Below are 20,833 nucleotides of genomic sequence, written 5' to 3' on the forward strand. Positions count from 1 at the left end.
CTTCAGTTGAGCTGGGCCAGCGCTTGCGAAAAAGGCGCGGGCAGGTCAGCGGCCAGGCGCAGGCCCGGGCCCGAGCCAGAGGCCTGGGCAATGCCCATGGTCTGCAGCCAGGCCTCGAACTCCGGCGTAGGCCGCAGGCCCAGGGTCTTGCGCAGGTAGAGCGCATCGTGGAAGGAGGTGGTCTGGTAGTTCAGCATGATGTCGTCTGAGCCCGGAATGCCCATGATGAAATTGATGCCGGCTACGCCAAACAAGGTCAGCAGCACATCCATGTCGTTTTGGTCGGCCTGGGCATGGTTGGTGTAGCAAATGTCGCAGCCCATCGGCAGGCCCAGCAGCTTGCCGCAGAAATGGTCTTCGAGCCCGGCGCGGATGATCTGCTTGCCGTCGTAGAGGTACTCGGGCCCGATAAAGCCGACCACGGTGTTGACCAGCAGCGGCTCGAACTTGCGCGCCACCGCATAGGCGCGCGCCTCGCAGGTCTGCTGGTCCAGCCCATGGTGGGCGCCGGCCGACAGCGCGCTGCCCTGGCCGGTCTCAAAGTACATGGCGTTGTTGCCGATGCTGCCGCGCGCCAGGCTCTGCGCCGCGTCATAGCCCTCTTGCAGCAAGGCCAGGTCCAGGCCAAAGCTGCGGTTGGCAGCCTCGGTGCCGGCGATGGACTGGAACACCAGGTCCACCGGCACGCCCCGGCCAATGGCCTCGATGCTGGTGGTCACATGGGTCAGCACGCAGGACTGGGTGGGGATCTGGTACTGCTGGATCACCTCGTCGAGCATATAGAGCAAGGTGCTGACGGCGGCGATGCTGTCGCTGGCCGGGTTGATGCCGATGACCGCATCGCCATTGCCGTACATCAGGCCGTCGAGCAGGCTGGCGGCAATGCCCGAGGGGTCGTCGATGGGGTGGTTGGGCTGCAGCCGGGTGGACATGCGGCCAGGCAGGCCGATGGTATTGCGAAAGCGGGTGACCACGCGGCATTTCTGCGCGATCAAAATCAGGTCCTGGTTGCGGCAGAGCTTGGAGGTGGCGGCCACCATCTCCGGGGTCAGGCCCGGTGCCAGTGCGCGCAAGCTCGCCTCGTTGGCGGCGTCCGACAGCAGCCAGTCGCGAAAGCCGCCCACCGTCAGATGCGCGACCGGCGCAAAGGCAGCGCGCTCATGGCTGTCGATGATCAGGCGGGTGACCTCGTCGCTCTCATAGGGCACCAGCGCCTCTTGCAGAAAGTGCGCGAGCGGCAGATCGGCCAGCGCCATCTGTGCGGCAACGCGCTCGGTGTCATGGCGGGCCGCGACGCCGGCCAAGTGATCGCCCGAGCGGGCCGGCGTGGCCTTGGCCATCAGCTCGCGCAGCGATGCAAACAGATGGCGCTCGGCGCCCACGGTATGGGAGTAGGGCATGGTCGCAGCGCTTCCTCAGGGGGTTGTCTCGCCGGGGGCGTCGGCCACCAGGTGGTGGCGGCTGTACAGCGCAAAGTAGGCAACGAAGACAGCGTAAACGATGAGGGCGCCGATGAGAACCCGGGGGTCCACCAGAAAGCCGGCCACCACGGCGATGCAGGCCAGCACCAGCGCGATGCCCGAGGTGAAGACGCCGCCGGGCGTGCGGTAGGCGCGCGGCAGGTTCGGCTCCTTGATGCGCAGCCAGATATGCGCGGCCATCATCATCACGTAGGAGATCGTGGCGCCAAACACCGCGACAAGGATCAGCAGATCGCCCTGGCCGGTCAGCGACAGCGCAAAGCCGATCGCGCCGGGCACCAGCAGTGCGAGGTACGGGGTCTTGCGCTGCGTGGTCAACGACAGGCACCGGGGCAGGTAGCCGGCGCGCGACATCGCAAACACCAGGCGCGAGTAGCCGTAGATGATCGAGAAGAAGCTGGCAATGAGGCCGGCCAGGCCGACAAAGTTCACAAAGCGGCTGATCCAGGTGGGGCCACCCAGCACCTTGCTGGATTCCAGCGCCTCGACCAGCGGGTTGCCCGAGTTCATCAAGGCCGCAGCCCCCGCGCCGCCTGGCGCCAGCACCAGGATCAGGCCGCAGAACAGCACCAGCACGGCGATGGCGCCGATCAGGCCGCGCGGCAGATCGCGGCGCGGGTCCTGCGCTTCTTCGGCGGCCAGGGGCACGCCTTCTACCGCCAGAAAGAACCAGATGCCATAGGGGATGCAGGCCCAGATGCCGATGTAGCCAAAGGGCAAAAAGCTGCTGGCGCCCCAGGCGTCGGTAGGGGCGATGTCAAACAGGTTGCTGAGCTGGAAATGCGGCACCATCGCGACGATGAAGACCACGAGCGCAACGACTGCCAGCGCGGTGACGGCAAAGATGAGGCGCAGGGCTTCACCCGCGCCATAGATGTGGATGCCCAGAAACACGGCATAAAAGCCCAGGTAGACCATCCAGCCATCGATGCCGAACAGCGACTGGCAGTAGGCGCCGATAAAGGTGGCAATCGCCGCCGGTGCAATCGCGTATTCGATCAGGATGGCGACGCCGCAGAGAAAACCGCCCCAGGGCCCAAAGGCGCGCCGGGCAAAGCCATAGCCGCCGCCCGCCGTGGGCGCGATGGTGGCGAGCTCAGCGAGCGCAAAGCACATGCAGGTGTACATCGTCGCCATCAGCGCCGAGGCCACCAGCAGGCCGCCCCAGCCGCCGGTCTTGAGGCCGAAGTTCCAGCCGGCATAGTCGCCCGAGATGACATAGGCCACGCCCAGGCCGACCAGCAGCAGCCAGCCGGCTGCCCCGCGCTTGAGCTGGCGCTGCTCGAAATAGTTGCTTGGGTGCGCGGCGCTGGCGCCTGCGGGGTTGGGGGTTTGGGCCATGGCCTGCCTTGTTGTCTGTGGTGTCCCCGATGGTGGCTAAGATGGGCTCCGGGCTCTATCCGATTTCGGCAAATCTGGCTAAGGGGAAGGCTGGGTTGACCTTGGTGCGCTTTTTGCATGACCATGCCTGTATGCCTAGCCACGCCATTGCGCCGCCATGTCCCTGAGCGCCCCTTGTCCATCGCCCGCGCTGAGCAGCCTCCGTGCTGAGCGCTGCGCGACTGCGCAGGTGGCGCAGACCTGTGATGTCGATGAGCAGGCGGCCTTGCTGCAGGGCTGGAACCAGCGCTATGAGCAGCTGTCGGCCGGCAGCTTTGAGGGCCGGGTGACCAGCTTGCACCTGGGGCCTATCCAGGCCTGGCGCGAGTTCTCCAGCCAGGCGCTGCACCAGACCGGTGCCTTGCGCGCCGGGCAGTTGGCCATCGGCCTGCCCAGCAGCATTCCGGGCAACACCATGTTCTGCAACCGCTCCTGCAGCGAGGGGCATGCGATTGTGTTCTCGGGCGATGGCCCCTTTGAGTTTGTCTCGCCCGGCGGCCTGGAGATCATCGATTTTGTCGTAGACCAGGGCAGCCTGGACCCCTATCTGACCGCCTGCGAGCGCGAGCAGTTGCAGGCTCAGCTGGCGCAGCCGCATCTGCGGCCGGTCTCGGCCCATGAGCGCTGGCGCCTGCCGATTCTGCTGTCCGACATGCAGCAGTGCCTGGCCGATACCACGCCAGAAGCCCTGCCGCCCCAGCAGCTCGACGAGATGGCCGGCGATGTGCTTGCCGCCATTGCTGCGGTGCTGCGCGATGGCGTGGGGAACGAGGCCGATGAGCAGCTGTCCTACCAGCGGCGCGCGCATATCGTCAGCATGGCGCGGGAGCGGGTGGTGGCCACAGGCGCCGATGGCTCATTGACGGTCGAAGACCTGTGCCAGGCGCTGGCGGTGAGCCGCCGCGCCTTGCAGTACTCGTTCCAGGAAGTGCTGGGCATCTCGCCGCAAAGCTATCTGCGCGCCGTGCGCCTCAATGGTGCACGCCGCGCGATCAAGCAGGGCAGCAGCGTCTCGGACGCCGCGCTGGCCTGGGGCTTTTGGCACTTTGGCCGCTTTGCGCAGGAGTACAAGGCTTTGTTTGCCGAGCTGCCCTCGCACACCTGCAAGCGCTACCGCTGAGCGCTGCGCGCAACTTTTAATCCTGGGCGTCCGCTGCCAGCTCCGGCAGGCCGCGCAATGCGGCATACACGGGGGTGAAGTCGCCCTCGGTCATGTCAAACAGCTGCTGGAAATCGTCAATGACGAAATAGGTCTGCTGGTAGCTGTCGATCTTGTAGCGGGTGCGCATCGTGCGCTCCAAGGACAGCGGCAGGCGCTGGGGCAGCGGGCTGGTGACGGCATGCTGCAGCTCGCCCGATGAGCTCAGAATGCCGGCGCCATAGGCGCGGATTTCACCATGCTCGCGGATCAGGCCAAACTCGATCGTGTACCAGTAGAGGCGGCTGAGCATTTCGCAGGCGCCCAGGCGCTCGGCCTTGAGCCCGCCCTGGCCATAGCGCTGCACATAGTCGGCAATCACCGGGTTGAACAGCAGCGGCACATGGCCGAACAGGTCGTGGAAGATATCGGGCTCGACCACATAGTCGAACTCCTCGGGCTTACGGATCCAGTCCGTGACCGGGAATTTTCGGTTGGCCAGCAGGCTGAAAAACGGCACCTCCGGGATCAGGCCCGGCACCGCGACGATCTCCCAGCCGGTGGCCTGGCGCAGCCGCTGGTTGATGTCTTCAAAGCGGGGGATGCGGTCTTCGACGCCGAGCGATGGCAGCGCATCGATGAAGGCCTGGCTCGCCAGCCCCGGCAGCAAGGCCTTTTGGCGCGCATACAGGCGCCGGTAGGTGTCGTGGTCGGCCTCGGTGTAGGCGGCGTAGTCTTGCGCGCAGGTGTAGTCGTCCTGCGCGCGGCTGTAGTCGCCGCGGGGCGGCCGGTCCGATTGTCCATAAACCACGGGTGCTTGTCCCATGCTGTGCTCCTTACATTGTGGAGCCGCCAACACAACCCTTGATACGTCGTTGCCAAGCCTGGTCGTACGTCTGTACTGCCTGCGGCTTGACGCCTAGTCTCAACCGCAAACCTTCGGTTTGCTGGGTCGTGTTACCGGCTCTTATAAAGACCAGCCGGGCACCCGCAGTTGTTAGGCTGCAGGCGCTCAGTTGGTCTTGATCTTGATCGTGTTGATCAGAAACTGAAACTTGCGTGCTTCCTGCGATACAAAGTGCGACAGCTCCTTGAGGCGCATGTCTTCGGGCGCAATGCCCATCTTCAGGTACTCGGCCTTGAAGCGCGGGTCGGTCAGCGCGCCCTGGAAGGCGTAGGCGTACTTCTGCGCTTCCTGGTCGGGCAGGCTGGCGGGGGCAAACACACCAAACCAGGTAGAAACATCAAAGCCTGGCACCGACTCGTTCACCGGCGGCACCTGGGGCAGGGCCACATTGCGGTCCGAGGTGGTCACGGCCAAGGCCAGCAGCTCGCCGGACTTGATCAGCGGCAGGGCCGAGGCCAGGTTGTCGAACACCACATCGATCTCACCGCTCAGCAGCGCCTTCTGGGCCGGGGCCGCACCGGCGTAGGGCACGCTGGGCATCTGCAGATTGGCCAGCGACTTGAGCATCTCGCCCGAGATATGGCCGATACTGCCGTTGCCGCCCGAACCCATCTTCAAGCTGCCGGGGTGGCCCTTGATGTAGCTGACCATCTCCGAGGTGGTCTTGATGCCCAGCTGCTCGGCACGGCTCTTTTTCATCACCAGCACGTTGGGCACGCGCGCCACCAGGATCAAGGGCTTGAAGTCCTTCTGTGCGTCGTACTGTGGCGGTGTGCCCAGGTAGGGCAGCACCGCATGCGTGGCCACCGCGCCCATCAGCACCATGTTCTCCTGGGGCTTGGCCTGGGCCACCAAGGTCGCGCCCGTGGCACCGCCGGCCCCCGGCTTGTTGGCCACCGTGATGGCGCCCAGTTGCTTTTCGGCGCCCTGGGCCAGCAGGTGGGCCGAGGTGTCCAGCGGTCCACCGGCGGGGTAGGGGACCACAAAGGTCAGCGGTTGGCTGGCGTTCTGCGCGCTGGCAGCCAACATGAAACCAGACAGAATGGCGGCGAGGGTGACGGTGCGTTTCACAATTGTTTCCAGATTGATAAATCGCTCCGCAGTATAGAGAGGCCGCGTGGCAAATTGAGGAATATCAAAGCCGCAGCCCTTCAATTTTTCCTATAGCACCCCACGGCGCATCTGATCGAGTTCAATGCTCTCGAACAGCGCCTTGAAGTTGCCATTGCCAAAACCATCGTCGCCCTTGCGCTGGATGAACTCGAAGAAGATGGGGCCCAGCTGGTTCTCGCTGAAGATCTGCAGCAGCAGCTTCTGGCCGGTGCCATCGATCAGGATCTTGCGCTTTTTCAGCTCGGCCACATCCTCGCCGTGGTCGGGCAGGCGCTTGTCCACCAGCTCGTAGTAGGTGTCGATGGTGTCGAGCAGCTTGACGCCGCCGGCACGCAGCTGGTCCACGGTGGCATAGAGGTTGTCCGAGCCCATCGCGATGTGCTGGATGCCTTCGCCGTTGTACATGTCCAGGTATTCCTGGATCTGGCCGGCCTTTTCCTTGCCCTCTTCATTGATGGGAATGCGGATCTTGCCGCAGGGGCTGGTCATGGCCTTGCTCTTGACGCCGGTGACCTGGCCTTCGATGTCGAAGTACTTGATCTCGCGGAAGTTGAACAGGCGCTCGTAGAAGCCCGCCCATTCGTCCATGCGGCCCCGGTGCACGTTGTGGGTCAGGTGGTCGATATAGGTCAGGCCATGGCCGTGCGGGTTCAGGGCTTCTTCGGCGCTGACGCCGGGCAGCGGCTCGAAGTCCACATCGAAGAAGCCGATGTTGCCGATGTCGCCGGCCTGGGCGCCGTTCTTGCCGCGCCAGCGGTCCACCAGGTAGATGAGGCTGTCGCCAATGCCCTTGATTGCGGGGATGTTCAGCTCGCCCGGGCCGGCCTGGCCGGCGTAGCCCCAGGCGCCCAGGCCCAGGGCACGCTCGTAGGCGGCCTTGGCATCCTGCACGCGGAAGGCAATGGCGCAGACGCTGGGGCCGTGCAGGCGGGCAAAGCGCTGGGCAAAGCTGTCGGGCTCGGCGTTGATGATGAAGTTGATCTCGCCCTGGCGGTACAGGGTCACGTTCTTGTGGCGGTGGCGCGCGACGGGCTTGAAGCCCATGGCCGTGAAGACCTTGCCCATCGCGACCGGATCGGGCGCGGCATATTCGATGAACTCGAAGCCGTCGGTGCCCATGGGGTTGTCCCAGGTCGTGAATTCGGTGGTCTGGTGGGGAATGGCGGCTGTCATCGCAGGTCTCCTGTGGATCGTCTCGGGTGGCGCCAGCGTCGGCTGGCTGCTGTGGCTCCACTGTACCGATCTTGGTGCGCAGCATTTTGGCGATTTATCCCAGTCCAATCGCAGTAAAAGCCTGATTTGTGTGTTCTTGCTAAAAATCAAGCATTAAAATTGCGTGATCCTGTTGTGTCGCGCTGCTGCGGTGCAGCAAAAACATTCCGGACCCCTGCCATGACCACCTCTGCCTACCCCCTGGACAAGCTCGACCGTGCCATCTTGCAGCGCCTGCAGCACAACGGCCGCGAGACCTATGACGTCGTGGGCGAGCAGGTCGGCCTGTCGTCGAGCGCCGTGCTGCGCCGGGTCAAGCGCCTCGAAGAGGTGGGCGTGATCGAGCGCTATGTGGCCCTGGTCAAGCCCGAGGCGGTGGGCCTGTCGATGACCGCCTACCTCAATGTGCGGCTGGAGAAGTTCACCGAGGCGAGCAAGCGCAACCCGCTCGATCTCTTCCGCGCCAGCGTGCAAAGCTGGCCCGAGGTGGTCGAATGCGTGGCGCTGACCGGGGACATGGATTATCTGCTGCGCGTGGTCGTCGCCGACATGGCGCACTACAGCCGCTTTGTGATGGACACCCTGCTGCGCCACCCTGCCGTGCAGGACTGCAAGACCAGCTTTGTGCTGGACCGTGTCAAGCTCACCACAGCGCTGCCGGTATTGCCCGGGGTCTGAACCACAGCCGATGTTGCGCCAGCGCAAACGGCGCTGCGATTGCTGGGCCGCTCACAGGCCCTTCAAACCGCATGCCCGAGTGCCCACTTGCGGTGCAAAGCCGCATGACCGGGGACTTTGAATACCCTTTGTAAGCGCGGGGTAAGCCATAGGCACGAAATATGCTGCATCGCAGCATGATTGATAATGCGCGGGTTAACCCGTATATTTACCCCATGATCACGACGAAAGAATGGTTCCCTTCATCCGTTGCCAACGGCATGATGGCGTTTTTCCCCTTCTTTGGCCGGTTGGGCGAGAGCCCGCAGCAGCCCGACGGCAAGAAGCCACGACCTTCCGCCTCTATGGTTCCTATCCGCGCCCTCAGTGAGCGTCACCGCCCGCGCATCCTCGCCCATCTGCTGGCGCTCGATGCGCAGGACCGCTATTTGCGCTTTGGCTACCAGGCCAGCGACGCGCAGATCGAGCGCTATGTGGACGGCCTGAACTTCGAGCGTGACGAGATCTTTGGCATCTACAACCGCAGCCTCAAGCTGATCGCGATGGCCCATGTGGCCTACGCGCCGCCGTCGTCGAACATGGCCAGCTGCGCCGAGTTTGGCGTCTCCGTGCTCAAGTCCGGCAGGGGCAAGGGCCTGGGCAGCCGTCTGTTCGAGCGCGCCGCGATGGACGCGCGCACCAAAGGCGTGCAGATGCTGTTCATCCATGCACTGTCCGAGAACACCGCGATGCTCAAGATCGCCCGCAAGGCCGGCGCCACGGTCGAGCGCGATGGCTCCGAATCCGAGGCCTACCTCAAGCTGCCTCCCGCCGGCTTTGACACCCGCATGGCTGACTTGGTCGAGGACCAGATGGGCGAGATGGACTACCAGTTCAAAAAGCAGGCGCGCCAGTTCTGGGATTTCCTGTCCACCGTGCAGGAAGTGCGTCGCGATGTGCAGGAAGGCCGGCACAAGTCGGGCCAGTAAACAGCCGGGTTTGTCACAGGGGAGTGCTGAAGGATTGGGCAGCGATTTCGGAGGAAATCCGCAATTTGATATCCTGATCGCTTGTTTCACTACCGCACGTCCTGCATTCCAAGACAGTGTCAGACCCCCATCCCTCGCGCTTCCCTGACAAGGAAGACAAACGCACCTTTTTTCAAAAGGTCGCTGAACTGATTCACCCGGCCCCAGACTCTGCGGACGAGTTGATCGAAACCCTGGCGGAAGCCGAAAGCAACGATGTCATCAACGCGGACTCCCGCGTGATGCTGGAGCGGGTCATCCGCATGGAAGACATGACCGCAGGCGATGTGATGGTGGCCGCACCGCGCATGGACCTGGTCGACATCGAAGCCGACTACGAGTCGGTGCTGCACACCGTCATCAACACCGCGCATTCGCGATTCCCGGTGTTCCAGGGCGAGCAGGAAAACATCATTGGCATCCTGATGGCCAAGGACCTGCTCAAGCTGCAACGTTCCCCCCAACTCAATCTGCGCGCGCTGCTGCGCCCGGCGGTGTTTGTGCCCGAGAGCAAGGGCCTCAACGACCTGTTGCGCGAGTTCCGGGGCAACCGCAACCACCTGGCCATCGTCATCGATGAGTTCGGCCGTGTGGCCGGCCTGGTCACGATTGAAGATGTGCTCGAACAGATCGTCGGCGAGATCGAGGACGAGTTCGATCTGCCCGAAGACGAGGGCGATATCTTTGCGCTGGCCGATGACACCTTCCGCATCTCGGGCGATACGCCTGTCGAGCGGGTGGCTGACGAGTTCAACGTGGTGCTCGAGAGCAGCGACCCCGATGAATCGTTTGAGACCATTGGCGGCCTGATTGCCCACGAGCTGGGCCATGTGCCCAAGCGCGGCGCCCACATCATGCTGGGCGGCCTGCACTTTGAGGTGCTGCTGACCAAGGGCGGCGCGGTGCGCTGGTTCCGCGTGCAGCGGGCCGCGCCAGTGTCGGACCCGGCCGCAGACGCTTGAGTCCGCGCCGGATAGGCGCCCATACCGCCTGCAGCTGGGCTGCAATCCATGGCAGCGAACCCCGGTTCGCTGCCATTTTTTATCGGCGCTCGCTGCGCCTGCCCGGTGTTTGGCCTTATGGGCAGGGCTGTAGCGCAGCCTCCCTAAAATGCTGCTCCATGCCCACCTCCCCACAAGCCCCCACCCCGGCAGCTGCCGCTGATAGCGCAACCACGGCTCAGCAGCCAGCCTGGCCGGCCATCACCGCCCCGCATGCGGCGCCCCAGGACCACTGGATTGAACAGCTGGGCCGCCGCCGCAATGATGACTTTGCCTGGCTCAAATACATCCCAGAGACCGGCACGCGCAGCATGGACAACCTGCCCGAGCCGCTGGGCAGCCTGCTGCAGGCCGAGCGCGACTATGCGCAGCAGATGCTGGCGCCGCAGGCCGCATCGATGCAGCGCTTCTACGATGCGATGGCCGCCCATGTCTGCAGCACTGCGCTGGCTGCGCCCGCCGCACTGCAAGGCTGGGCTTACAGCAGCCAGCCCGGGGCGGGCGGCCAGCGGGTGTTTGTGCGCAGCCATTCGGATGGCCGGGTGCAGACCCTGGTCGACGAGGCCGTGCAATCGCAGGGCCATCGGTACTACCGCGCCACCGACCACCAGGCCAGCCCGGACGACCGCTACTACGCCTGGGCCGAAGACCTGATCGGCAATGACCGCCACCGCATCTGCGTGCTCGACACCGATACCGGCCAGACCCAGGTGCTGGTGGAGGGCGATGCCTTTGGCTATGGCGGCCTGACTTTTTCGCCGTCGTCGCAGGACCTGTTCTGGATCTGGCGCGATGCGCACAGCCGACCCTCGCGCCTCTACCGCAGCGCGCTGCAGGGCGGGCAGCCGGTGCTGGTGCATGAGGAGGCCGACCCGGCGCTCTTCATGCGCGTGGCGCGCACGGCGCCCAATGGTTTTGTGGTGCTGAGCCTGTTCGGGCCCGACACCAGCGAGCTGCACCTGATTGCCGCCGGCCAGGAGCATGCCGCGCCCCGCCTGCTGCGCCCGCGCGAGCGCGGCATCCGCTACGAAGTCAACGAATGGAATGGCAGCCTGGTGGCGCTGACCAATGCCGGGGGCGCCACCGACCGCCAGATCCTGCGGCTGGGCCCCGACCTGCAGCCCCAGCAAACGCTGGCCGCCCACCGCCATGGCGTGCCCATCATCAAGATGCAGCCCTTTGCCAGCACGCTGGTGCGGCTGGAGAGGGTGGATGGCCTGCACCAGCTGGTGCTGCTGCAGCGCGACGGGGCGCAAACCACGGTCCGCTTCGACGAACCCGCCTACACCTTGGACCTGCTGCCCGGCCAGCACTGGGATGCCAGCCATGTGCGCATCAAGCATCAGACGCCGGCCCAGCCGCCGCGCTGGCTGGACATCCGCCTGGCCGACGGCCAGATGACCGAGGTGGGCCGCGAGACCTGGAGCGGACTGGACCCGGCCAACTACCGCATCGAGCGCCTGCAGGCGCGTGCCGATGACGGCCAGTGGGTGCCGCTGACGGTGCTCTCGCGCAAGGACATCGACGCCAGCCAGCCCCAGCCGCTGCTGCTGACCGGCTATGGCGCCTACGGCATTGCGCACGAGGCCTCGTTCTCGCTGCCGGCCCTCGCCTGGGTCGATGCCGGCTACCGCTATGCGATTGCCCATGTGCGCGGGGGCTCGGAAAAGGGCCATGACTGGTACCAGGGCGGCTGCCGCGAGCACAAGCGCAATTCGATGACCGACTTCATCGCCTGCGCCCAGCATTTGCAGCAACTGGGTTACAGCACACCGCAGCAGACGGTGGCCCAGGGCATATCGGCCGGCGGCCTGCTGGTCTGCGGCGCGATGAACATGCAGCCCCAGCACTGGGCGGGCGTGATTGCGCAGGTGCCCTTTGTCGACATGCTCAACACCATGAGCGATGCCGACCACCCGCTGGTGCCGCTGCTGCGCCCGGACTGGGGCGATCCGCTGGCCGACCCGGTTGCCTATGACTACATCGCGGCGCTGTCGCCCTACGAGAATGTGCGTGAGGCGGCCTACCCGCCGCTGCTGTGCACCGCCGGCTTGAAGGATGACCGCGTGCCGTACTGGGAGCCGGCCAAACTGATGGCCAATGTGCGCCGCCGCTCCACCAGCGCGGCGCCCGCCTTGTTGCTGCTGAACCCGGACAGCGGCCACCAGGAAAGCGACCAGCAGCAGAGCGTGTTGGGCCAGGCCGCGCGCCTCTGGGCCTTTGCCCAGCACTGCGCCACGGCCGGCAAGCCGCCAGCTGTTTAGCGTGGCAGCGCTGCCTTGGGGCGGCTGCGTTGGAACAGCCCCCAGGCGCACCAGGCCGACACCAGCAGTGCCGGCACGGCCGTGACCGAGATGGCGCTGAGCAAATGGCCCTGCACCACCCAGGTGGAGATAAAGCCTGCCAGCAGGGGCCCCAGCGCGCTGAAGACCGAGACCACAAAGCTCCACAGCGCAAAGATGCGGGCGCGCAAGGCGGCAGGGGTGAGGTCCTGCAGCATCGTCGGCACCAGCGCATTGGCGGTGCAGGTGATGAAGAGAAAGAGCCCCACCACCACAAAGGCCTGCGGCAGCGACGCGGTGGAGAACAGCATCAGGATGGCCGGGATGGCCAGCAGCGCGCAGACGCCCATGATGAGCGGGCGCACCGCCTGGCCCAGGCGCTGGGCGAGCCAGCGGTCCAGCCAGGCTACCACCGGCAGGCAGCCCAGCGTGCTGACCAGCAGGATCGGGCCCATCACCTCGCCAATATGGGCCGGCGTGGCCTCAAAGCGGCGCTCCAGCGCCAACGCGATCAGCTGGTTCAAGCCTTGCACGGCAACCATCAGGCTGCCGGCAATGCCGACAAAGAGGCCAATGGGCTGCCAGCGCGCGCGCAGAAACTGGCGCAGCGAGGCACCGCTGGCGCCATCGCTGCTGGCGATGTAGCGCGGCGGATCGGCGGTGAACAGGCCCGCCAGCAGCAAGGGCAGGCCGGCGACCGACAGCAGCAAGAAGGCCTTGCGCCAGGCATCCATGTCGCCCGGAATCAGCGCGACGGCCGCGCTCTGGATATCGCCTGCAAAATAAAAGCCGGCACTGGCGCCGCTCGAGACCAGGGCCGCAAAGCCCAGGTTGGCCAGCACGCGGTGGCGCTGCGGCGCCAGGTCGGGGATCATCGAATACACCAGCGGCACCATTGCAAACTCGGTGATGCCGGCGGCCGAGCGGCCCAGAAAGAAGAGGGGAAAGTTGGGCGCCAGTGCGCTCAGCACCATCATCGCGGTGGAGGCCGCTATCAGACAGAGCAGCACGCGCTTGCGCGAGAAACGGTCGGCAAACCGCGCCAGCGGAATGGCGAGCGCACTGCCCACCAGCACACCAGCCAGGCCCTGCAAGGCACCAATGGCGGCATCGCTGATTGCAAAGCTTTTCTGGATGGCCGACAGCGAGATGGCCTGCAGGCCATAGTCGCTCATCTGCACCCCGGCGGTGAGGCCCAGAAAAACAACCGTCAGCAAAGCACGAACGGACCACTGCGCGGGTCCGGTGTCGGCGGCAGAGGGGGCGGCACTGCCGGAAGAAGTCGTCATGGAATTGCAGTCAGAGAAAAAGCCACATCCCCTGCTGCGGACACTGCCGCAGCAGGGGCGCTAGGCTTTCGATCTTAGTGGCTTACTTCCACTGGTACTGCAGCTGCACATCCACCGTGCGGCCACCGCCGTAGTAGCAGTAGAAGTCACAGCCGCTGACATAGGTCTTGTCGGTCAGGTTGCGGGCATTGAGTTGCAGTGCCCATTCGCGGCTCAGGTCGTAGCGCACCATCAGGTCCAGCAAGGTGTAGCCGGAGATGCGCTTGCCGGGGCTGTAGCGCTGGTCTTCGGTCTGGCCGTTGTAGCGGGCGCCGGCGGCGACGGTCAGCTTCTGGCTGTTGGCCAGGCTCAGGCTGTGGCTCAGCCACAGGCTGACCTGGTTGTCCGGGATCAGCGGCGTGCGCACGGTCTGCGTGGCCGAGATGTCCTGCTTGGAGTTGTTGTGCGTGTAGGCCGCCTTGATGGCAGTCGCCGCGCCCAGCTTGAAGTCGCCCTGCAGCTCGATGCCCTTGTTGGTGCGCTTGCCCGACTGCGTCTGGATGTTGGAGGCGTCCGAGATCAGCGCGTTCTTTTCCTTGATGTCAAAGTAGGCGAGGGTCAGGGTGCCGTTGAGCCAGGTGGGCTCCATCTTCAGACCGATTTCGCTTTGCTTGCCTTCGTAGGGCTTGTAGGCCCTGCCTTCGCTGTCCACGCCGGTGATGGGCTTGAAGGATTCCGAATAGCTGATGTAGGGCGAGACACCGAAGTCGGTGATGTACATCGCGCCCAGGTTGACGCTGTTCTTGCTCACGTCGTAGGCCGCATCGGAGCCGCTGACCGAGCCCGTGTTCTTGGCCTTGTCATGGCGGAAGCCGGCATTGAAGTTCCAGTGGCTGCCCACGCGCAACTGGGTGGAGGCGTAAGCGCCCCACTGCTTGGAGTGCAGGCCATAAGGCGTGCCGGTGATGTCGAAAGGCGCGCCGTAGACGGGGTTGAACATGTCCAGACCCGGCACAAAGCCAAAGCCGTTGTTCAGGCCATCGGTGTCGGACTTGAGGTAGTCGATACCGAAGGTGGGCAGCAGCTGGATGCTGTCGGACAGCTTGAGCTTGCCGGTGATGCGGTTGTCCAGGTAATGGCTCTTGGAGCTGCCATCGGTGTAGGTGTAGCCGCGCGACAGCGTCCGGTCACCGTCCGAGCCATAGGCAAAGGTGTTGACCTGGTCCAGATCGAGGTGGGTGTACTTGTAGTTCTGCGTGAACTTCCAGTCGCTGTTGATCTGGTGGCTCAGCAGCCAGCCCAGGCTGGACTGGGTGCGCTTGAGGTGGTCCACACCGGGCTCGCCCGCGTTCAAGCGGCGGTCGATGCGGCCGTAGGGCGTATCGGTGATGGTGCCGTAGGCGGGCAGGAAGCCGTTGGTGGGGCGGCCATCTTCGCGCTGCACGCTGCCCAGCAGGGTCAGCGAGGTTTGGGGCGTGAACTCCATCGTGACGCTGGGCGCCAGGTAGTAGCTCTTCATATTGGTTTCGCGCTGCATGCCGTCTTCGCGGCGCGCTTGCGCCACCAGGCGGTAGTACACGGTGCCATCGGCATTGGCGATGTCGTTGTAGTCGATGCCGGCGCCCAGGCGCTTTTGGTTGCCGACCTCGGTGTTCAGCTGCAGTGCGCGTTCCTTCTTGGGGCGCTTGGTCACCAGGTTGACGACGCCGCCAGATTCGGATGCGCCAAAGACCAGCGAGTTGGCGCCCTTGACGACTTCCACCGTTTCCACGCCAAAGATTTCAGGCTTCCAGACAAAGTAGCCGTTGGGCGAGGTGGGGGTGCCGTCCAGCGACACTGAGGCGTCAAAGCCACGGATCTTGAACCACTCGACCTTGTTGTCCGCGCCAAAGGGCTCGCTGACCACGCCGGCCTGGTACTGCAGGGCCTGGTCGAGCTTGCGCGCGCCCAGCGCGTCGATCTGGTCCTTTTGCAGCACGGCGCTGGAGTTGGGCGCGTAGAAGTCCAGGCTTTGCAGATCGTTGACCGAGCCGATGACGGTCACGGTCTCCAAGGTGGTGCTGGGGGCGTCGGCCTTGGCGTTGGCTGCCGCGGTGTCGGTAGTGTCAGCCGTTTGTGCCAAGGCAGGGGCCGCAAAGCCGATGGCACCAATGGCCAGCAGAACGGCGTGAACCACCGGGGTGTAGCGTGCGTGTTGCATGGTTGGGGAGGGTGAAAGGGGTTGGCAGAAGTGATGGGTAACTAGTTTGTAATTTTATATTGCAATCGATAATTGTTCTCAAATGCATTCTCTTTTGTAGCGAATTTGCTGCATTTGTTATTTTCTATCGACCATTGCCCGACGTAGCCGCCAGCTGCGCTGGGCCCTCCGCGCTGCTGCCCGCTCCAGAGGGGGATCGCGTATAGTGCGCCCAGCGGCCGTGCCCAAAGAGCGCGCGGTGGTTCCCCCCTGCCAAACCCTGATTGACCTGTGCCCGCGTCCTATTCTTCTTATTCCCTGTTTGAGTCACCCCGCCGCTTTCCCTGGCTGTGGGCCTGCCTGGCACTGGTCGCCGGGGTCTTGCAAGCCTGGTCGCTGGCCTGGCCCTGGCATAGTGATGGTTTCCCGGCCAGCTATGGCCAGCCGCTGTGGTGGCTGCAGCTGCTGTCGCTGGCGGTGCTGCCTGCGGCACTCATGCGCGTGCAGCGGCCCTGGCACGGGCTGCTGATCGGCTGGGCCTTTGCCTGCGCCTGGCTCTGCGCCACCTTCTGGTGGCTGTTTATCTCCATGCACACCTATGGCGGCCTGCCGGCGCCGCTGGCGGTTTTGGCGGTGCTGGGGCTGGCGGCATTTTTGGGGCTGTACTACGCCGTCGTCTGCGGCCTGTTTGTGGCCTGGCGCGGCGAGCGCCTGAGCGGCGCGGTGCTGCTGTTTGCCGCGCTGTGGCTGCTGGCCGAGCTGGCGCGCGGCCAGTGGTGGACCGGATTCCCCTGGGGGGCCGGCGGCTACGCCCATGTCGATGGGCCGCTCGCAAGCCTGGCGCCCTGGATCGGTGTCTACGGCATTGGTGCCGTCGCATCGGCCGCTGCGATGTGGCTGGCGGGGCTGCGCGGCGCGCATGTGGCGCGTTGGCCGGGCTATGTTGCGCTGCTGGCGGTGGCAGGGGTGCTCTGGCTGGCCCAGCGCCTGCCCCAGGCATCGGTGGTGGCGGCGCCCAACAAGCCCGTATCGGTGGAGTTGCTGCAAGGCAATATCTCGCAGGGCGAGAAGTTCCAGGCCAGCTCGGGCATCCCGATGGCGCTGGCCTGGTATTCCCAGCAGCTGCAGCAAAGCCAGGCGGACATGGTGATTGCGCCCGAGACCGCCATCCCCGTTCTGCTGCAGCAGACCCCGCATGGCTACTGGCAAGAGCTGCAGCAGCGCTTTGCCAGCGGCCAGCAGGCGGCGCTGGTCGGCGTGCCGCTGGGCGATTTTGAGCAGGGCTATACCAACTCGATGGTGGGCCTGGTGCCCGGCAGTGCCGAGGCTTACCGCTACGACAAGCACCACCTGGTGCCGTTTGGCGAGTTCATCCCGCCAATGTTCCGCTGGTTCACCGATTTGATGCAGATTCCTCTGGGCGATTTCAACCGGGGCGGCATGAACCAGCCCTCGCTCGCCTGGGCGGGGGAGCGCTGGGCGCCCAATATCTGCTACGAGGATTTGTTTGGCGAAGAGCTGGCCAGCCGCTTTGTGGACAGCGCGCAATCGCCGACGATCATGGTCAATGCCAGCAATATCGCCTGGTTTGGCGATTCGATTGCGATCGACCAGCATTTGCAGATCAGCCGCATGCGCACCCTGGAGCTGGCGCGGCCCATGCTGCGTGCCACCAATACCGGCGCCACGGCGGTGATCGACCGGGCTGGCGTGGTGCAGCAGATCCTGCCGCACCAAAGCCGCGCGGTGCTGCAAGCGCAGGTGCAGGGCGTGGATGCGGGTCCGACCTGGTTTGCCCAGTGGGCCGGTCGCTGGGGACTTTGGCCGCTGTGGGGCCTGGGTGTGCTGGTGCTGCTGGCGGCCTGGCTGGGCCGGCGGCGCTGAGCACCGGGCGCTCAGCCGGCGCTGCAGATGCCGTCTTAAGCGGGTAAATTACCGGCAGATGACGGCGTCTGCCCCCGGTGGGCCGTATAGCGGCAGCTGGAAGACCCCCGCCATTGGCAAATGTAATTGCTGTTAAAAAACGCAGATAGCCCGGGTTTGGGGCACAAAGCACAGCGCACTCCACGGCTTTGTCTCGCACGTTCGGGCCCAGAAGCGGGATAATGTGTACCTGCAGGTAATGGTGCCTGGGCACCATCAGAGAAATGCGGCGGAGTGACCGCCACCAGAAGTTGGACTGACAATGGCTGAATCTTTTTCCTATGAACAACTGATCGCCTCCGGTGAGGGCAAGTTGTTTACCCCTGAAAGTGGCCGTTTGCCACTGCCGCCGATGCTGATGTTCGATCGCATCACCGAGATCAGCGAAAACGGCGGCGCGCACGGGCTGGGAAAGATTGTCGCCGAGCTGGACGTCAACCCCGAGCTGTGGTTCTTCAAGTGCCACTTCCAGGGCGATCCGGTGATGCCCGGCTGCCTGGGCCTGGACGCCATGTGGCAACTGATCGGTTTTTACCTGACCTGGCTGCGCCTGCCAGGCCGGGGCCGCGCCCTGGGTGCCGGTGAGGTCAAGTTCACCGGCGAAGTCGGCCCCGACGTGAAGCTGGTAACCTACGAAATCGACATCAAGCGCGTGATCAAGCGCAAACTGAACATGGCCATTGGCGATGCACGACTGCTCGCCGACGGCAAGGAAATCTATGTCGCCAACGACCTGCGTGTGGGGTTGTTCCTGCGCGAGGGCGACGGCAAGGAAAACGCAGCATGAAGCGTCGGGTGGTTATTACAGGGGCCGGCATCGTCTCCTGTATCGGTGTGGGGCTGGAAGCCGTGGAGACTTCGCTGCGCGAAGGCCGCTCCGGCATCGATCACATGCCGGTGTTCAAGGACATGGGCCTGCGCAGCCAGGTCGCTGGCATTCCGCGCATCAATGTTGAAGAGTTCATTGATCGCAAGCAATTGCGCTTCATGGGAGATGCTGCTGCCTACGCACAGATCTCGCTGCAGCAAGCGATTGCCCAGGCAGGCCTGACACCCGAACAAATCAGCCACCCGCGTACCGGATTGATCATGGGCTCGGGCGGCGGCTCGCCGGCCAACCAGATCGAGGCGGCCGACACCCTGCGTGAAAAGGGCATTCGCCGCGTGGGGCCCTACCAGGTCACGCGCTGCATGGGCTCGACCGTCTCGGCCAACCTGGCGACCAATTTCAAGATCAAGGGCATCAACTACTCGATCACCTCGGCCTGCTCGACCTCGGCGCACTGCGTGGGCGCAGCCGCCCAGCAGATCTCCTGGGGCATGCAGGATGTGATGTTTGCCGGCGGCGGCGAAGAGCTGTCCTGGGGCCTGGCCATCCTGTTCGATGGCATGGGCGCGATGTCCAGCAAGTTCAACGACGACCCGACCAAGGCCTCGCGCCCCTATGACAGCGACCGCGATGGCTTTGTCATTGCCGGCGGCGGCGGTGCGCTGGTGCTCGAGAGCCTGGAGCATGCCCAGGCCCGTGGCGCCACCATCCTGGGCGAGATCGTCGGTTTCGGCATCTCGTCGGACGGCGAAGATATGGTCGCGCCTTCGGGCGAAGGCGCTATCGCCGCGATGGCCCAGGCCATCGAAGGACTGGACGCACCGATCGACTACATCAACACCCATGGCACCTCCACCCCGGTGGGCGATGTGCCTGAGCTGCACGCGATCCGCAAGGTGTTTGGCGACCGCATTCCGCCGTTCTCGTCGACCAAGTCGCTGACCGGCCACTCGCAGGGTGCCACTGGCGTGCAGGAGGCGATCTACAGCCTCATCATGCTGATGAAGGGCTTTATCGCCGGCTCGGCCAATGTGGACCATCCCGATCCCGCCGTGGGCGATATGCCGCTGGTTACCAAGGCGCGCGTGGCCGAGTTGAAGCAGGTGCTGTCCAACAGCTTTGGCTTTGGCGGCACCAATGCCTGCCTGGTGCTCAAGCGCTGGGAAGCGGCCTGATCGGCCCAGAGCCCACCGCCCCCCTCTGACAAAGCGCCTTCAGGCGCTTTTCTTTTGGCCCCGTCAGCGGGCCTGGTGTGCTATCAAAATGAGATCGCTGATGCAGCGCAGGCGCGGCACCAACACCTTGCAGGCTTGGCCAAGCATGGCGCTTGGAGCCTCTGGCCCCTGATGCGCTCGGCTATCGCCACCCATGGCGCGGCTGAAAGCACTAAAATCAAATGTTTTTGACCGCTTTGCTGGTGCAGACAGGCAGCAAGGCATGCATGCAGTCCGATCTTGTCGCTGCGCGCCCCATTGCGGGCCGCCAGCAGCAGGCTGCGTCCACCACCAGACTCTCCATGTTGAATTTCCAACAAATCATTTTGAAGCTGCAGCAGTACTGGGCCGACCAGGGCTGCGCGCTATTGCAACCTTATGACATGGAGGTGGGTGCAGGTACCTCGCACACCGCCACCTTCTTGCGCGCCATCGGCCCCGAGCCCTGGAAAGCCGCCTATGTGCAGCCCAGCCGCCGCCCCAAGGATGGCCGCTATGGCGAGAACCCCAACCGGCTGCAGCACTACTACCAGTTCCAGGTGGTGCTCAAGCCCGCGCCTGCCAACATCCTCGATCTGTACCTGGGCTCGCTCGAAGCGCTGGGTTTTGACCTGAAGAAGAACGACATCCGCTTTGTCGAAGACGACTGGGAAAACCCGACCCTGGGCGCCTGGGGCCTGGGCTGGGAAGTCTGGCTCAACGGCATGGAGGTGACGCAGTTCACCTATTTCCAGCAAGTGGGCGGCATCGATTGCAAGCCCGCGACCGGCGAGATCACCTACGGTCTGGAGCGCCTGGCGATGTACCTGCAAGGCGTGGACAACGTCTACAACCTGCAGTGGACCGATGGCCTGACCTATGGCGATGTCTACCACCAAAACGAGGTCGAGCAGTCCACCTACAACTTCGAGCATTCCGATGCGGAGTTCCTGTTCCAGGCCTTTGGCGCGCATGAAAAGCAGGCCAAGCTGCTGATGGAGCAGCAGCTGGCCTTGCCCGCCTATGAGCAAGTGCTCAAGGCCGGCCACACCTTCAACCTGCTCGATGCGCGTGGCGCCATCAGCGTGACCGAGCGCGCCGCCTACATCGGCCGCATCCGCAACCTCGCGCGCGCCGTGGCGCAAAGCTACTACGACAGCCGCGAGCGCCTGGGCTTCCCGATGGCGCCGCGCGAGTGGGTCGCGCAGATCCCGCCCAAGGCTGCCGCCTAAACACGCCTCG

Annotated in this window: 17 protein-coding genes; 10 read left to right on the forward strand and 7 right to left on the reverse strand. The window is 64.5% G+C overall.

Features of this window, described 5'->3' with window-relative positions:
* Positions 1-2 precede the first annotated feature (2 nt).
* Both WH367_RS06060 and eat read right to left on the reverse strand, forming a co-directional pair.
* Entirely contained in the window at positions 3-1,400 is a 1,398-nt protein-coding gene (locus WH367_RS06060; protein ID WP_339534860.1) for an ethanolamine ammonia-lyase subunit EutB, read from the reverse strand.
* 15 nt (positions 1,401-1,415) lie between these two features.
* Positions 1,416-2,822 (reverse strand): ethanolamine permease, encoded by a 1,407-nt coding sequence (gene eat / locus WH367_RS06065; protein WP_339516497.1) that lies wholly within the window; start codon positions 2,820-2,822, stop codon positions 1,416-1,418.
* 157 nt (positions 2,823-2,979) lie between these two features.
* On the opposite strand from eat, the gene WH367_RS06070 reads away from it, so the two are divergent.
* Positions 2,980-3,981, forward strand: coding sequence for a helix-turn-helix domain-containing protein (locus WH367_RS06070; protein WP_339534861.1), 1,002 nt, complete (start codon positions 2,980-2,982; stop codon positions 3,979-3,981).
* Between the two features lie 16 nt (positions 3,982-3,997).
* Here WH367_RS06070 and phhA read toward each other — a convergent pair whose 3' ends face one another.
* The 3 genes from phhA to hppD all read right to left on the reverse strand — a co-directional run bounded on the left by phhA (position 3,998) and on the right by hppD (position 7,192).
* Entirely contained in the window at positions 3,998-4,825 is an 828-nt protein-coding gene (gene phhA, locus WH367_RS06075; protein WP_339534863.1) for a phenylalanine 4-monooxygenase, read from the reverse strand.
* Between the two features lie 186 nt (positions 4,826-5,011).
* Positions 5,012-5,977: a Bug family tripartite tricarboxylate transporter substrate binding protein gene (locus WH367_RS06080; RefSeq protein ID WP_021028759.1), complete on the reverse strand. Its 966-nt coding sequence runs from the start codon at positions 5,975-5,977 to the stop codon at positions 5,012-5,014.
* 90 nt (positions 5,978-6,067) lie between these two features.
* Positions 6,068-7,192: a 4-hydroxyphenylpyruvate dioxygenase gene (hppD, locus tag WH367_RS06085; RefSeq protein WP_021028760.1), complete on the reverse strand. Its 1,125-nt coding sequence runs from the start codon at positions 7,190-7,192 to the stop codon at positions 6,068-6,070.
* On the opposite strand from hppD, the gene WH367_RS06090 reads away from it, so the two are divergent.
* From WH367_RS06090 to WH367_RS06110, 5 genes are all read left to right on the forward strand, one after another.
* Entirely contained in the window at positions 7,179-7,349 is a 171-nt protein-coding gene (locus WH367_RS06090) for a hypothetical protein (RefSeq protein WP_339534865.1), read from the forward strand. The genes hppD and WH367_RS06090 overlap by 14 nt on opposite strands.
* A 62-nt stretch (positions 7,350-7,411) precedes the next feature.
* Positions 7,412-7,909: an Lrp/AsnC family transcriptional regulator gene (locus WH367_RS06095; protein WP_021028762.1), complete on the forward strand. Its 498-nt coding sequence runs from the start codon at positions 7,412-7,414 to the stop codon at positions 7,907-7,909.
* Between the two features lie 215 nt (positions 7,910-8,124).
* Complete coding sequence (locus WH367_RS06100) at positions 8,125-8,877, forward strand: GNAT family N-acetyltransferase (protein ID WP_027011339.1); 753 nt, start codon at positions 8,125-8,127, stop codon at positions 8,875-8,877.
* A 116-nt stretch (positions 8,878-8,993) separates the two neighbouring features.
* The gene (locus WH367_RS06105) at positions 8,994-9,878 is read left to right on the forward strand and encodes an HlyC/CorC family transporter (RefSeq protein ID WP_116926628.1); all 885 of its coding nucleotides are present in this window, start codon (positions 8,994-8,996) and stop codon (positions 9,876-9,878) included.
* Between the two features lie 158 nt (positions 9,879-10,036).
* Positions 10,037-12,181, forward strand: coding sequence for a prolyl oligopeptidase family serine peptidase (locus WH367_RS06110; RefSeq protein ID WP_339534867.1), 2,145 nt, complete (start codon positions 10,037-10,039; stop codon positions 12,179-12,181).
* On the opposite strand, the gene WH367_RS06115 is transcribed toward WH367_RS06110, so the two are convergent.
* Together WH367_RS06115 and WH367_RS06120 are read right to left on the reverse strand one after the other, a co-directional pair.
* Entirely contained in the window at positions 12,178-13,488 is a 1,311-nt protein-coding gene (locus tag WH367_RS06115) for an MFS transporter (RefSeq protein WP_339534869.1), read from the reverse strand. The genes WH367_RS06110 and WH367_RS06115 overlap by 4 nt on opposite strands.
* Positions 13,489-13,570: 82 nt before the next feature.
* Positions 13,571-15,667 (reverse strand): TonB-dependent siderophore receptor, encoded by a 2,097-nt coding sequence (locus WH367_RS06120; protein ID WP_339534871.1) that lies wholly within the window; start codon positions 15,665-15,667, stop codon positions 13,571-13,573.
* 270 nt (positions 15,668-15,937) lie between these two features.
* Here WH367_RS06120 and lnt point away from each other — a divergent pair, with 270 nt between their 5' ends.
* The 4 genes from lnt (at position 15,938) to glyQ (ending at position 20,823) form a co-directional block, all read left to right on the forward strand.
* Positions 15,938-17,530, forward strand: a complete 1,593-nt coding sequence (lnt, locus tag WH367_RS06125; RefSeq protein WP_445228077.1) for an apolipoprotein N-acyltransferase — start codon at positions 15,938-15,940, stop codon at positions 17,528-17,530.
* A gap of 301 nt (positions 17,531-17,831) precedes the next feature.
* A complete protein-coding gene (gene fabA, locus WH367_RS06130) occupies positions 17,832-18,356 on the forward strand; it encodes a bifunctional 3-hydroxydecanoyl-ACP dehydratase/trans-2-decenoyl-ACP isomerase (RefSeq protein ID WP_339516519.1) in 525 nt (174 codons plus the stop codon).
* Positions 18,353-19,573 (forward strand): beta-ketoacyl-ACP synthase I, encoded by a 1,221-nt coding sequence (gene fabB / locus WH367_RS06135; RefSeq protein WP_339534872.1) that lies wholly within the window; start codon positions 18,353-18,355, stop codon positions 19,571-19,573. The genes fabA and fabB overlap by 4 nt, the downstream gene beginning before the upstream one ends.
* A gap of 341 nt (positions 19,574-19,914) precedes the next feature.
* The gene (gene glyQ, locus WH367_RS06140) at positions 19,915-20,823 is read left to right on the forward strand and encodes a glycine--tRNA ligase subunit alpha (protein ID WP_116926715.1); all 909 of its coding nucleotides are present in this window, start codon (positions 19,915-19,917) and stop codon (positions 20,821-20,823) included.
* Positions 20,824-20,833: the final 10 nt, after the last annotated feature.

The sequence above is a fragment of the Comamonas sp. MYb21 genome (assembly GCF_037479395.1).
GTDB lineage: Bacteria > Pseudomonadota > Gammaproteobacteria > Burkholderiales > Burkholderiaceae_C > Comamonas.

Excerpts from the sequence above, each read along its gene's own strand:
- fabA (WP_339516519.1), top strand. The coding sequence starts at position 17,832 with ATGGCTGAATCTTTTTCCTATGAACAACTGATCGCCTCCGGTGAGGGC.
- WH367_RS06120 (WP_339534871.1), bottom strand. The coding sequence starts at position 15,667 with ATGCAACACGCACGCTACACCCCGGTGGTTCACGCCGTTCTGCTGGCC.
- fabB (WP_339534872.1), top strand. The coding sequence starts at position 18,353 with ATGAAGCGTCGGGTGGTTATTACAGGGGCCGGCATCGTCTCCTGTATC.
- hppD (WP_021028760.1), bottom strand. The coding sequence starts at position 7,192 with ATGACAGCCGCCATTCCCCACCAGACCACCGAATTCACGACCTGGGAC.
- WH367_RS06070 (WP_339534861.1), top strand. The coding sequence starts at position 2,980 with ATGTCCCTGAGCGCCCCTTGTCCATCGCCCGCGCTGAGCAGCCTCCGT.
- WH367_RS06060 (WP_339534860.1), bottom strand. The coding sequence starts at position 1,400 with ATGCCCTACTCCCATACCGTGGGCGCCGAGCGCCATCTGTTTGCATCG.
- phhA (WP_339534863.1), bottom strand. The coding sequence starts at position 4,825 with ATGGGACAAGCACCCGTGGTTTATGGACAATCGGACCGGCCGCCCCGC.
- WH367_RS06095 (WP_021028762.1), top strand. The coding sequence starts at position 7,412 with ATGACCACCTCTGCCTACCCCCTGGACAAGCTCGACCGTGCCATCTTG.
- glyQ (WP_116926715.1), top strand. The coding sequence starts at position 19,915 with ATGTTGAATTTCCAACAAATCATTTTGAAGCTGCAGCAGTACTGGGCC.
- WH367_RS06100 (WP_027011339.1), top strand. The coding sequence starts at position 8,125 with ATGATCACGACGAAAGAATGGTTCCCTTCATCCGTTGCCAACGGCATG.
- eat (WP_339516497.1), bottom strand. The coding sequence starts at position 2,822 with ATGGCCCAAACCCCCAACCCCGCAGGCGCCAGCGCCGCGCACCCAAGC.
- WH367_RS06115 (WP_339534869.1), bottom strand. The coding sequence starts at position 13,488 with ATGACGACTTCTTCCGGCAGTGCCGCCCCCTCTGCCGCCGACACCGGA.
- WH367_RS06110 (WP_339534867.1), top strand. The coding sequence starts at position 10,037 with ATGCCCACCTCCCCACAAGCCCCCACCCCGGCAGCTGCCGCTGATAGC.
- WH367_RS06090 (WP_339534865.1), top strand. The coding sequence starts at position 7,179 with ATGGCGGCTGTCATCGCAGGTCTCCTGTGGATCGTCTCGGGTGGCGCC.